The organism is Pantoea dispersa (assembly GCF_014155765.1).
In the GTDB taxonomy this organism is placed as follows: domain Bacteria; phylum Pseudomonadota; class Gammaproteobacteria; order Enterobacterales; family Enterobacteriaceae; genus Pantoea; species Pantoea dispersa.
The window spans coordinates 130,183-142,649 of record NZ_SCKT01000009.1; the positions used below are offsets into that span (position 1 = coordinate 130,183).

The window sequence follows — 12,467 nt, forward strand, 5'->3', positions numbered from 1 at the left end:
ACAGGGTGGAACTAAGAGGAGATCTCCGAGATGCCGCCGCAGGCTGTAACCCTTGAACCCTTGGTTCAAGGTGAGTATGCCGTCGTAACCATCAGGCTTCTCGGACGGACCGAGCATGCTCACAGGTTACAGAGCGTCACACTCTGTTGGTATGAAATATCGGCTCAGGGGACTGGCCCGCTTGCAAACATCTCAGAGAAAATTGACTTCACCGTTACTCTAACACGAGTACCATGAAGTGTTATTCGAATTTAGGGCCCTGACGTTCAGTTATGCGACCTTGCTCAACTAATGCCTGCTCAATGGTCTGCTGCAGCATACGGATGCGTTGTTCCATATTGGCTGCGTAATCGCGCGTTTTACCTTTCTCTTGTGCCAGCTCGTGGCAAATGTTTAACGCGGCGATGAACACCAGCTGCTCTGTATTTGTGACTCTAGTGCGAACTTTTAAATCTTGCAACCGTTGATTGAGATCCTCTGCGGCCAGATTCAGCGCATCTTGCTGTTCAGGCGGACAATTCACTCTCAATGAACGACCAAAAATCTGAATATCTACCGGTTGTGCAGACATGCCACCATCCTGACTGATTACTTCGTTCGCATCTCCCTTACCTGTCAATGGGTTGGGAGGTGCGCAACTATATAGACCCGCGTGATAAGTTACAACCCCTTTTCTGGAAACCCTGAGGCACCTGGTGGTAGCATAACACGAACTTATTCTGCCAACGACGACCAAAGCTTATGTCTTTACAGAACGCAACACCCACTTACAACGCGCTGGCCGCGGCACTTTCCCAGCAGGGCGTAGGCATGACGCCCGCCGAGATGCACGGACTGCTGTGTGGCATTCTGTGCGGCGGCAATCAGGACAGCAGCTGGAAAACCCTGGTGCACGATCTGACTAACGAGGGCATGGCGTTCTCGCAAAGCCTGTCGCAGCCGCTGCAGGCGCTGCATGAAAACCTGGCCAACACGCTGGATGAAGAGGGTTTCCTGTTCCAGCTGATGCTGCCGGATGAGGAGGACATCACGGTGTTCGATCGTGCTGACGCGTTGGCCGGCTGGGTCAATCACTTCCTGCTGGGCCTGGGCGTGACGCAGCCGAAGCTGGACAAAGTGACCGGTGAGACCGGCGAAGCGATTGACGATCTGCGCACCATTGCGCAACTTGGCTACGATGAAGATGAAGATCAGGAAGAGCTCGAACAGTCGCTGGAAGAGGTGATTGAGTACGTGCGCGTTGCCGCGCTGCTGTGCCATGACACCTTCACCCGGCCACGCACGCCGACCGCACCGGAAGTGCAAAAACCTACGCTACACTAAGCGCGTCATCGTGGGCAGGTCGCTGCCCGTTTTCTACAGGGAGTGCAAATATGATTACACTGGAAACTTTCCGGCAACGTCGTCAGGCGCTGATCGCCCGCATGGCGCCCGGCAGCGCGGCTTTGATTTTTGCTGCACCTGAAGTGACGCGCAGCAACGACACCGAATATCCCTTTCGCCAGAACAGCGATTTCTGGTACTTCACCGGGTTCAACGAGCCGCAGGCGCTGCTGGTATTAATCAAGAGCGATGACAATCATAACCACAGCGTGCTGTTTAACCGCGTACGCGACCTGACGGCCGAGATCTGGTTCGGGCGTCGGCTTGGTCAGGAAGCCGCACCGGCGAAGCTGGGCGTTGACCGCGCGCTGCCGTGGGATGCGATTGACGAGCAGCTGCACCAGCTGCTCAACGGACTCGACGTGGTCTATCACGCACAGGGTGAATACGCGGAAGCGGATACGCTGGTGTTCAGCGCGCTGGAGAAACTGCGCCGCGGTTTCCGGCAAAACCTCAGCGCGCCGGCGACGCTGACCGACTGGCGTCCCTGGGTGCATGAGATGCGCCTGTTTAAAAGCGAAGACGAGATCGCCATTCTGCGCCGCGCAGGAAAAATCAGCGCGCTGGCACATACCCGTGCGATGCAGGCGTGCCGTCCCGGCATGTTTGAATATCAACTGGAAGGCGAAATCCATCACGAATTCACCCGCCACGGCGCGCGCTTTCCGTCTTACAACACCATCGTGGGCTCCGGTGAGAACGGCTGCATTTTGCACTACACCGAAAACGAAAGCGAAATGCGCGACGGCGATCTGGTGCTGATTGATGCCGGTTGCGAATTCCATGGCTACGCCGGCGATATCACCCGCACTTTCCCGGTAAACGGTAAATTCAGCCAGCCGCAGCGCGAGATCTACGACATCGTGCTCGCCTCGCTGTATAAGGCGCTGTCGATGTTCCGCCCGGGCATCAGCATCCATGAAGTCAACGACGAAGTGGTGCGTATCATGATCACCGGTCTGGTCGATCTGGGCATTCTGGAAGGCAATATCGATACGCTGTTTGAAGAGCAGGCGCACCGTCCGTTCTTTATGCACGGCCTTGGTCACTGGCTGGGGCTGGACGTGCATGACGTCGGCCACTACGGCACGCCCAGCCGCGACCGCCTGCTTGAGCCTGGCATGGTGCTCACCGTTGAACCGGGCCTGTATATCGCGCCGGATGCCAAAGTGCCGGCGCAGTATCGCGGCATCGGTATCCGTATCGAAGACGACATCGTCATCACCGCCGACGGTAATGAAAACCTGACCGACAGCGTGGTAAAAGACGCTGAGGCGATCGAAGCACTGATGGCGGCGGCGCGCGGCGTATGAGTATCCTGATTGCAGGCGGCGGCATGACCGGCGCCACGCTGGCACTGGCGATTTCGCATCTGACGCAGGGCCAGTTGCCGGTGACGCTGATTGAACGTCATCAGCCGGACAGCCGCGCGCACCCGGGCTTTGACGGGCGCGCCATCGCGCTGGCGGCGGGCACCTGTCAGCAGCTGGCGGAAATTGACCTGTGGCGTTCGCTGGCGGACTGCGCCACGCCCATTACCCACATCCACGTTTCCGATCGCGGGCACAGCGGGTTTGTTCAGCTGCAGGCTGAGGATTATCAGCTGTCGGCGTTGGGCAACGTGGTCGAGCTGTATGACGTGGGACAGCGCCTGTTTAAACGTCTGCGTGAGGCACCCGGCGTGACGCTGTGCTGTCCGGATCACGTGACCTCAGTAACCCGCAGCGCTGATAGCGTGCAGGCGACGCTCAGCAGCGGCGCAACGTTACAGGGCGCGCTGCTGGTGGCCGCTGACGGCGCACGCTCGCCGCTGGCGGCATCCTGCGGCATTCGCTGGCAGCGCGACGACTACCAGCAGCTGGCGGTGATTGCCAACGTCGCGACGCAGTTGCCGCATCAGGGTCGCGCGTTTGAGCGCTTCACCCGGCATGGCCCGCTGGCGCTGCTACCGATGTCCGGCAACCGTCTGTCGCTGGTGTGGTGTCATCCGGCGGCTGCCGAAGCCACGGTTAAGCAGTGGGACGATGCCACCTTCCTGCATGAATTACAGCGCGCCTTTGGCTGGCGGCTGGGGCGCTTTACTCACGCCGGCCAGCGCGAAATCTATCCGCTGGCGCTGCAGACCGCAGAGCGTCAGGTGACGCACCGGCTGGCACTGGTCGGCAATGCGGCGCAGACGCTGCATCCGATCGCCGGGCAGGGCTTTAACCTCGGTTTGCGCGATGTGATGTCGCTGGCGGAAACCCTTGCGGCGGCGCATCGTCACCAGCAGGATCCGGGCAGCCACGCGGTGTTGCACCATTTTGCTGCGCGCCGCCAGCCGGATCGCGCGGCGACCATTGGCGTCACCGACGGTCTGGTGCGGCTGTTCGCCAACCGTTATGCCCCGCTGGTGGCAGGACGAAATCTTGGGCTGGTGGCAATGGACCACCTGCCATGGCTGCGAAACCCACTTGCCGTGCGCACGCTCGGCTGGGTTAAGCGTTAAGCATGAATTAAGGGGCAGCAATGCAAACATTTGATGTGGCGATTGCCGGTGGCGGCATGGTCGGTCTGGCGGTGGCCTGTGGCTTACAGGGCAGCGGCCTGCGCGTTGCGGTGCTGGAAAAAGCGCCTGAGCCACAATTTGATGCGGCGGCGCCAGCGTCGGTTCGCGTCTCGGCCATCAACGCCGCCAGCGAGCGTCTGCTGCAAAAACTCGATGTCTGGTCCACCATTCTCGCGCTGCGCGCCAGCGCGTATCACGGCATGGAAGTGTGGGATCAGGACAGCTTTGGCTCGATCAGCTTTGATGACGAGCAGCAGGGGCTGTCGCACCTCGGACATATCATTGAAAACGAGGTGATTCACAGTGCGCTGTGGCAGCGCGCCAGCCAGTGTAGCGACGTGACGCTGATTGCGCCGGCTCAGCTGCAGCAGGTGGCGTTTGGCGATAACGAAGCCTTTATTACCCTGCAGGACGGCAGCATGATGAGCGCGCGCCTGCTGATTGCTGCGGACGGGGCCAACTCGTGGCTGCGTGACAAAGCGGATATCCCGATTACTTTCTGGGATTACGAACATCACGCGCTGGTGGCCAACGTACGCACCGATATGCCGCACGATGCCATCGCGCGCCAGGTGTTCCACGGCGACGGCATTCTGGCCTTCCTGCCGATGCAGGATCCGCACCTGAGCTCCATCGTCTGGTCGCTGTCACCGCAGGGAGCGGCGCGACTGCAATCCATGCCGGAAGCGCTGTTTAACCAGCAGCTTTCGGTGGCATTCGATATGCGCCTTGGTCTGTGCCAGGTTGAAAGCGAACGGAAAACCTTCCCGCTGACGGCGCGTTACGCCCGCAATTTTGCTGCGCACCGGCTGGCGCTGGTGGGCGATGCGGCGCATACCATCCATCCGCTGGCCGGGCAGGGGGTTAACCTCGGCTTTATGGATGCCGCCGAGCTAATTGGCGAAATCCGCCGTCTGCATCAGCAGGGCAAAGATATCGGCCAGCATCTCTATTTGCGTCGTTATGAACGCAGCCGCAAGCACAGCGCAGCGCTGATGCTGGCCGGCATGCAGGGTTTCCGTGAGCTGTTTGCCGGGCAGCATCCGGCGAAAAAACTGCTGCGCGACGTCGGGCTGAAGCTGGCCGACACGCTGCCCGGCGTGAAGCCGTTACTGCTGAAGCAGGCCATGGGCCTCAACGACCTGCCCGGCTGGATCCGCTAACCCTCCTTATTACGGCACCGTTTCAGGTGCCGTTTTTCCTGCACTGACGTTACGCGATCGCCCTCAAGGGTGGGCGTGGCAGTCGGCTGCCGCTCATGAATCACCGAACTGCACAGCGTTGTCGCCATCCATCGCGACCCTGTGCGCACCCGGTAACGCCACTGCAAAACCCGCCCCAGCACCATTATTGTGCATCGCTGCACCCAAATTGCCCGTCATTTGATTTATTCTAATTTCAGGTCTCAATTCGCATTAATTTAACTAATCCTAAATGCTTTTTGCTCCCGAACCATTTCCCTTGTCTGCGGCACAGGTTCCATTATTCGGCTGAATTACTGCGCAACAGGTGAATTATATGCGCGGTAAATCACATAAATGCAGTGAGATATGCTGGCGTGGCTGCAGGGGCAGCACAAAGGATGATAAGGTTTCACCCTCGTTTTCCTTATGGTTAATTGCCGGATTCGGTGGTAACTTCAGCGTAAAGAGAACGTTTGCGTCGCTCAAAACTGACGGCGCAGGCGCGTCACACTCACTTGTCTTCACAGGATGGTTATGACTCAGCAAACGCCTCTATTCGAACAGCATCAGGCCTGCGGTGCCCGCATGGTGGACTTCCACGGCTGGATGATGCCGCTGCACTACGGCTCGCAAATGGATGAACACCATGCGGTACGCAACGATGCCGGAATGTTTGACGTTTCCCACATGACCATTGTCGATCTGCACGGCGCGCGTACCCGTGAATTTCTGCGTTACCTGCTGGCCAACGATGTCGCCAAACTGACCCAGCCCGGCAAAGCCCTCTATACCGGCATGCTGAATGCTTCAGCTGGCGTCATTGATGATTTAATTGTTTACTTTATGAGCGAAGATTTCTTCCGCCTGGTGGTCAACTCCGCTACGCGCGAGAAGGATCTGGCGTGGCTCGCTGAGCATGCGCAGCCGTTTGGGGTTGCGCTCACCGAGCGTGACGATCTGGCGCTGATCGCCGTACAGGGGCCGAACGCGCAGCAAAAAGCACAGAGCCTGTTAAGCGCGGCACAGCGTGACGCGGTGGCAGGCATGAAGCCGTTCTTTGGCGTACAGGCCGGCGATCTGTTTATCGCCACGACCGGTTATACCGGTGAAGCCGGTTATGAAATCGCCCTGCCTGCCGCTCAGGCCGCAGATTTCTGGCAACAGCTGCTGGCCGCAGGCGTGAAACCAGCCGGACTGGGCGCACGCGATACGCTGCGTCTTGAAGCCGGCATGAATCTGTATGGTCAGGAGATGGATGAAGGCGTTTCGCCGCTGGCCGCCAACATGGGCTGGACCATCAGCTGGGAGCCCGCCGACCGTGATTTCATTGGCCGTGAGGCGCTGGAAGCACAGCGCGAGAACGGCACGGAAAAGCTGGTCGGGCTGGTGATGACCGAAAAAGGCGTGCTGCGTAACGGTCTGACGGTGCGCTTTACCGATGCGCAGGGACAGCCGCAGCAGGGCATCATTACCAGCGGCTCCTTCTCGCCAACGCTGGGCTACAGCATTGCGCTGGCGCGCGTGCCGGCCAGTATCGGTGAGCAGGCGATTGTTGAAATCCGCAATCGTGAAATGCCGGTGAAAGTGACTAAACCTATTTTTGTTCGCGCCGGCAAGCCGGTCGCTCAGTAATTTTTTTCAGGAGAAATGGCGATGAGCAATGTGCCAAATGAATTGAAGTACCGTGATAGCCACGAGTGGGTGCGTAAAGAAGCTGACGGTACGTTTACCGTGGGCATCACCGAACACGCGCAGGAACTGCTGGGCGACATGGTATTTGTCGACCTGCCAGACGTGGGCACCAGCTTTGCCGCCGGTGACGACTGTGCGGTAGCCGAATCCGTGAAAGCGGCATCGGATATCTATGCCCCGCTGAGCGGCGAAATCGTGGCGGTCAACGAAGCGCTGGGCGATGCCCCGGAGCTGGTTAACAGCGAACCGTACGCCGCCGGCTGGCTGTTCCGCATCAAAGCCAGCGACGAGTCCGAGCTCGACGCGATGCTTGATGCTGCCGCCTACAAAGCGTCCATCGACGAGTAACCGGTAGTCTCTGAAGGTGCCGCACTGCGGTGCCTTCTTTTTTATCTGCCTGATTTAATGCCATTTTGTCACCCAGCCCGATTCAGGATGTACTGTAAATGACCCAGACTCTCAGCCAGCTCGAACATAACGGTGCTTTTATTGAGCGCCATATCGGTCCTGATGCCGCGCAGCAGGCCACCATGCTGGAAGCGATTGGTGCCAGCTCGCTGGCTTCGCTGATCGCTTCAATTGTGCCTGCTGATATCCAGCTGCCAGGCCCGCCGGCGGTAGGCGATACCGCGACTGAACAGCAGGCGCTGGCAGAGCTGAAAGCCATTGCCAGCCAGAATCAGCGTTACAAATCCTGGATTGGAATGGGTTACAGCGCCGTGATCACCCCGCCGGTGATTCTGCGCAACATGCTGGAAAACCCGGGCTGGTACACGGCGTACACGCCATATCAGCCGGAAGTGTCGCAGGGCCGTCTGGAAGCGCTGCTCAACTTCCAGACCCTGACGCTCGATCTCACCGGGCTGGATATCGCTTCAGCTTCGCTGCTGGATGAAGCCACCGCGGCCGCCGAAGCGATGGCAATGGCTAAACGCGTCAGCAAGCTGAAAAACGCGACCAAATTCTTTATCGCCGATGACATCCATCCGCAAACGCTGGATGTGGTGCGCACCCGCGCCGAAACATTTGGCTTTGAGCTGATTATCGATCGCGCCGAAAAAGCCCGCGAGCACGACGATCTGTTTGGCGTGCTGCTGCAGCAGGTCGGTACCAGCGGAGAAGTGCACGACTACCGTGAACTGATTGCTGAGCTGAAAAGCCGCAAAGTGGTGGTGAGCGTGGCGGCGGATTTCATGGCGCTGGTGCAGCTGGAAGCGCCGGGCAAACAAGGTGCTGATATCGTCTTCGGTTCCGCCCAGCGCTTTGGCGTACCGATGGGCTACGGCGGTCCGCACGCGGCCTTCTTTGCCAGCCGTGATGAGCACAAGCGCTCCATGCCGGGCCGTATCATCGGTGTGTCACGCGATGCCACAGGTAACACCGCGCTGCGCATGGCGATGCAGACGCGCGAACAACACATCCGCCGTGAGAAAGCCAACTCCAACATCTGTACCTCACAGGTGCTGCTGGCGAATATCGCCGGCCTGTACGCGGTTTACCATGGCCCGGCCGGACTGAAGCGCATTGCCTCGCGCATTCACCGTCTGACCTCGATTCTGGCGGCAGGCCTGCAAAACGGCGGCCTGAAGCTGCGCCATCACAGCTGGTTCGATACGCTGACCGTTGAAGTCGCGGACAAAGCGGCGGTGCTGAACCGTGCGCTGAGCTTCGGCGTCAATCTGCGCAGCGATATCCTCAATGCGGTTGGTATCACGCTGGATGAAACCACCACGCGTGAAGACGTGCTGGCGCTGTTTGCCATTCTGCTGGGTGACGCGCACGGTCAGGATATCGAGGCGCTGGACGCCGCGGTGGCGGCGGAAAACAGCGCTATTCCGGCAGGCCAGCAGCGTACCATCGAATTCCTTACCCATCCGGTGTTCAACCGTCATCACAGCGAAACTGAGATGATGCGCTACATGCACAGCCTGGAGAAAAAGGATCTGGCGCTGAATCAGGCGATGATCCCGCTCGGCTCATGCACCATGAAACTGAATGCCGCCGCCGAAATGATTCCGATCACCTGGCCGGAATTTGCTGAACTGCACCCGTTCTGCCCGGCAGAGCAGGCGAGCGGTTATCTGCAGATGATCGGTCAGCTGTCCCAGTGGCTGGTCCAGCTCACCGGTTACGATGCGCTGTGCATGCAGCCGAACTCTGGTGCGCAGGGCGAATACGCCGGTCTGCTGGCCATCCGTCGCTATCATGAGAGCCGTAATGAAGCGGGCCGCACAATCTGTCTGATCCCGAGCTCGGCGCATGGCACCAACCCGGCGTCCGCGCAGATGGCGGGCATGGCGGTGGTGGTGGTGGCCTGTGATAAGCAGGGCAACATCGATCTCGGCGATCTGCGTGAAAAAGCAGCGCAGGCCGGTGACGCGCTGTCGTGCATCATGGTGACCTACCCGTCGACGCACGGCGTCTACGAAGAGACCATTCGCGAAGTGTGCCAGATCGTGCATCAGTACGGCGGCCAGGTGTACCTCGACGGCGCAAACATGAACGCGCAGGTCGGGATCACCACGCCTGGCTACATTGGCGCTGACGTGTCGCATCTCAACCTGCACAAAACCTTCTGCATTCCGCACGGCGGTGGCGGTCCGGGCATGGGGCCCATCGGGGTAAAAGCGCATCTGGCGCCATTCGTACCGGGCCATAGCGTGGTGCAGATTGACGGCGTGCTGACCCAGCAGGGCGCGGTTTCTGCGGCGCCGTTCGGCAGCGCATCTATTCTGCCCATTAGCTGGATGTACATTCGCATGATGGGTGCCGAAGGGCTGAAGCAGGCCAGCTCGGTGGCGATTCTCAACGCCAACTACATCGCCAGCCGGCTGCAGTCGGCGTACCCGATTCTGTACGCCGGCCGCGACGGCCGCGTGGCGCATGAGTGCATTCTCGACATTCGTCCGCTGAAAGAGCAGACCGGCATCAGCGAGCTGGATATCGCGAAACGCCTGATCGACTACGGCTTCCATGCGCCGACAATGTCGTTCCCGGTCGCCGGCACGCTGATGGTCGAGCCGACCGAATCCGAGAGCAAAATCGAGCTGGACCGCTTTATTGACGCGATGCTGGCGATCCGCATGGAAATCGATCGCGTGGCCGACGGTGAATGGCCGGCTGACGACAACCCGCTGGTGAATGCACCGCATACCCAGATGGAAATCGTCGGCGACTGGACTCATCCGTACAGCCGCGAGCTGGCGGTCTTCCCGGCCGGCAGCGCCAACAAATACTGGCCGACCGTTAAGCGTCTCGACGATGTGTTTGGCGATCGCAATGTGTTCTGTTCATGCGTTCCGATGAGCGAATACCAGTAATTTGCAGGCGTAATCCAAACCCTTCAGTAATACTAAAGGCCGATTTGTCGGCCTTTTTTTATGGGAGAAGCATATGGATCTGGCACTGGTCACCGGCGGTAGCCGCGGAATTGGACGGGCAACATCGCTGCTGCTGGCGCAGGCGGGTTATCGCGTGGCAATCAATTTTCGGCAGCGCGCAGCAGAAGCGTTGCAGGTGGTGGCAGATATCGAAGCGCAGGGCGGCAGCGCGTTTGCCTTACAGGCGGATATTGCCGATGAAGCGCAGGTGGTGCGCATGTTCCGCCAGCTGGATCAGCAGCCGGGCGCGCTGCGCGTGCTGGTGAATAACGCCGGTATTCTCTTCTCCCAGTGCCGGGTTGAGGATCTGGATGCTGCGCGCATTCAGCGTGTGCTGGCAACCAACGTCACCGGCACGTTTATCTGCTGTCGCGAAGCGGTAAAACGCATGAGCACCGCACACGGCGGTCAGGGCGGCGCCATTGTTAACGTCTCGTCAGCGGCCGCGCGTACCGGCTCGCCCAATGAGTATGTCGATTACGCGGCGTCGAAAGGCGCGATGGATACGCTGACCAGAGGATTGTCACTGGAAGTGGCGGCGCAGGGGATTCGCGTCAACAGCGTGCGGCCAGGGCTGATCTACACCGATATGCATGCCGACGGCGGCGAGCCGGGGCGCGTTGATCGTCTCGCGGCATCGCTGCCGATGCAGCGCGGCGGCCAGGCGGAGGAGATCGCTGCCGCCATCGTCTGGCTGGCCAGTGACGCCGCTTCATACGTCACCGGCAGCTTTATTGATGCATCAGGCGGCCGTTGAGCCGCACTTCACAGCCTGTCTGCGCGCGGCGCACATTTATACGTCGCGCGCCATTAGCGGTTACAACACTTCACCATTGCTGGCAATTACCTGCTGATACCAGGCGAAACTCTTCTTCTTCGAACGGGCAAAGCTGCCGCTGCCGTCATCGTTTTTATCAACGTGGATAAAGCCGTAGCGCTTGCTGTACTGGCCGGTGGTAAAGGAGACGCAGTCGATGCAGCCCCACGGCGTATAGCCCAGCAGATCGACACCATCCAGCGCCACCGCTTTTTTCATCTCTTCGATGTGCGCGCGCAGATAATCAATGCGGTAGTCATCTTCGATTACGCCCTCAGCATTGGCTTTATCAATGGCACCAAAGCCGTTCTCAACGATAAACAGCGGCTTCTGATAGCGCTCATACAGCGCATTCAGCACGTAGCGCAGGCCGACCGGATCAATCTGCCAGCCCCAGTCGGACGCTTTCACATGCGGGTTAGGCACTACGCCGTCGAAGCCGGTGATCGGGTCGTCGACGCCGCTGGCTTTGGTGTCCACCGCGTTGCTCATGTAGTAGCTGAAACCGATGTAATCGCAGCAGCCCTGACGCAGCGTTTCGGCGTCACCGGCTTCCATCTCAATGTGATAGCCTTTGCGCGCCCACTCTTTCAGCGTATAAGCCGGGTAGGCACCGCGCATCTGCACGTCGCTGAACACGTAGCGCTGACGCATCGACTCCTGCGCGCGCATCACATCGTCCGGATGGCAGGAGAACGGATAGACCGGTACCATGGCGATCATGCAGCCAATCTGGAAATCCGGGTTGATTTCGTGGCCGCGCTTCACCACTTTGGCACTGGCAACGAACTGGTGATGCATCACCTGATACATCGTCTGCTCCGGCTTTTCATGCTCTGTGAACACGACGCCGGAGCAGCAGTAGCCGAACAGCGGATACTGCCAGTTGCGCTGGTTATTGATTTCATTGAAGGTCATCCAGTACTTCACCTTATGGCGATAGCGCGTCATCACCACGTCACTGAAGCGCACAAAGAAATCGACCACTTTGCGATTAGCCCAGCCGCCGTACTCTTTAACCAGATGATAAGGCATCTCAAAGTGCGACAGGGTAATCACCGGTTCGATGCCATATTTCAGCAGTTCATCAAACAGGTCATCGTAAAATTGCAGGCCGGCTTCATTGGGCTGCAGTTCATCGCCGTTGGGGAAAATGCGCGTCCAGGCAATCGAGGTGCGGAAGCATTTGAAACCCATCTCGGCAAACAGCGCCACGTCCTGTTTGTAGTGCGAATAGAATTCCACCGCCTGATGGTTGGGATAGTGCTGGCCGGGCTGAACGCCGGGCGTGATGACGCGATCTACGCCGTGTGCGCCGCCGGTGAGAACATCGGCGATACTGACGCCTTTGCCGCCCTGATCCCAGCCGCCCTCAACCTGATGGGCTGCCACCGCGCCGCCCCAGAGAAATCCGCTGGGTAACTGCAATCCTTCACTCATTTCAATACCTCGTCACGCTGTTG

Annotated in this window: 10 protein-coding genes and 1 other RNA gene; 8 read left to right on the top strand and 3 right to left on the bottom strand. The window is 59.2% G+C overall.

The window, feature by feature from the left end:
* Positions 1-18: 18 nt before the first annotated feature.
* Positions 19-202: non-coding RNA, 6S RNA (gene ssrS / locus H7K56_RS20235), on the bottom strand.
* Between the two features lie 39 nt (positions 203-241).
* On the bottom strand, positions 242-571 hold the full coding sequence (gene zapA, locus H7K56_RS20240; protein ID WP_021506660.1) for a cell division protein ZapA: 330 nt from the start codon (positions 569-571) through the stop codon (positions 242-244).
* A 170-nt stretch (positions 572-741) separates the two neighbouring features.
* Here zapA and H7K56_RS20245 point away from each other — a divergent pair, with 170 nt between their 5' ends.
* The 8 genes from H7K56_RS20245 to H7K56_RS20280 all read left to right on the top strand — a co-directional run bounded on the left by H7K56_RS20245 (position 742) and on the right by H7K56_RS20280 (position 10,944).
* A complete protein-coding gene (locus H7K56_RS20245; RefSeq protein ID WP_058757098.1) occupies positions 742-1,323 on the top strand; it encodes a YecA/YgfB family protein in 582 nt (193 codons plus the stop codon).
* Between the two features lie 50 nt (positions 1,324-1,373).
* On the top strand, positions 1,374-2,696 hold the full coding sequence (gene pepP / locus H7K56_RS20250; protein ID WP_104188393.1) for a Xaa-Pro aminopeptidase: 1,323 nt from the start codon (positions 1,374-1,376) through the stop codon (positions 2,694-2,696).
* Positions 2,693-3,871: a 2-octaprenyl-6-methoxyphenyl hydroxylase gene (gene ubiH, locus H7K56_RS20255; protein ID WP_136546687.1), complete on the top strand. Its 1,179-nt coding sequence runs from the start codon at positions 2,693-2,695 to the stop codon at positions 3,869-3,871. The genes pepP and ubiH overlap by 4 nt, the downstream gene beginning before the upstream one ends.
* Before the next feature lie 20 nt (positions 3,872-3,891).
* On the top strand, positions 3,892-5,094 hold the full coding sequence (gene ubiI, locus H7K56_RS20260) for an FAD-dependent 2-octaprenylphenol hydroxylase (protein ID WP_150361144.1): 1,203 nt from the start codon (positions 3,892-3,894) through the stop codon (positions 5,092-5,094).
* Between the two features lie 555 nt (positions 5,095-5,649).
* Positions 5,650-6,747 (top strand): glycine cleavage system aminomethyltransferase GcvT, encoded by a 1,098-nt coding sequence (gene gcvT / locus H7K56_RS20265; protein WP_150361143.1) that lies wholly within the window; start codon positions 5,650-5,652, stop codon positions 6,745-6,747.
* Positions 6,748-6,768: 21 nt separating this feature from the next.
* A complete protein-coding gene (gene gcvH / locus H7K56_RS20270; protein WP_125309822.1) occupies positions 6,769-7,155 on the top strand; it encodes a glycine cleavage system protein GcvH in 387 nt (128 codons plus the stop codon).
* A gap of 98 nt (positions 7,156-7,253) precedes the next feature.
* On the top strand, positions 7,254-10,127 hold the full coding sequence (gene gcvP, locus H7K56_RS20275; protein ID WP_150361142.1) for an aminomethyl-transferring glycine dehydrogenase: 2,874 nt from the start codon (positions 7,254-7,256) through the stop codon (positions 10,125-10,127).
* A 73-nt stretch (positions 10,128-10,200) separates the two neighbouring features.
* Positions 10,201-10,944 (top strand): SDR family oxidoreductase, encoded by a 744-nt coding sequence (locus H7K56_RS20280; RefSeq protein WP_150361141.1) that lies wholly within the window; start codon positions 10,201-10,203, stop codon positions 10,942-10,944.
* Between the two features lie 60 nt (positions 10,945-11,004).
* Here the strand turns inward: H7K56_RS20280 and H7K56_RS20285 are convergent, their stop codons facing one another.
* Complete coding sequence (locus H7K56_RS20285; RefSeq protein WP_150361140.1) at positions 11,005-12,444, bottom strand: 6-phospho-beta-glucosidase; 1,440 nt, start codon at positions 12,442-12,444, stop codon at positions 11,005-11,007.
* Positions 12,445-12,467: the final 23 nt, after the last annotated feature.

Excerpts from the sequence above, each read along its gene's own strand:
- zapA (WP_021506660.1), bottom strand. The coding sequence starts at position 571 with ATGTCTGCACAACCGGTAGATATTCAGATTTTTGGTCGTTCATTGAGA.
- H7K56_RS20245 (WP_058757098.1), top strand. The coding sequence starts at position 742 with ATGTCTTTACAGAACGCAACACCCACTTACAACGCGCTGGCCGCGGCA.
- pepP (WP_104188393.1), top strand. The coding sequence starts at position 1,374 with ATGATTACACTGGAAACTTTCCGGCAACGTCGTCAGGCGCTGATCGCC.
- ubiH (WP_136546687.1), top strand. The coding sequence starts at position 2,693 with ATGAGTATCCTGATTGCAGGCGGCGGCATGACCGGCGCCACGCTGGCA.
- ubiI (WP_150361144.1), top strand. The coding sequence starts at position 3,892 with ATGCAAACATTTGATGTGGCGATTGCCGGTGGCGGCATGGTCGGTCTG.
- gcvT (WP_150361143.1), top strand. The coding sequence starts at position 5,650 with ATGACTCAGCAAACGCCTCTATTCGAACAGCATCAGGCCTGCGGTGCC.
- gcvH (WP_125309822.1), top strand. The coding sequence starts at position 6,769 with ATGAGCAATGTGCCAAATGAATTGAAGTACCGTGATAGCCACGAGTGG.
- gcvP (WP_150361142.1), top strand. The coding sequence starts at position 7,254 with ATGACCCAGACTCTCAGCCAGCTCGAACATAACGGTGCTTTTATTGAG.
- H7K56_RS20280 (WP_150361141.1), top strand. The coding sequence starts at position 10,201 with ATGGATCTGGCACTGGTCACCGGCGGTAGCCGCGGAATTGGACGGGCA.
- H7K56_RS20285 (WP_150361140.1), bottom strand. The coding sequence starts at position 12,444 with ATGAGTGAAGGATTGCAGTTACCCAGCGGATTTCTCTGGGGCGGCGCG.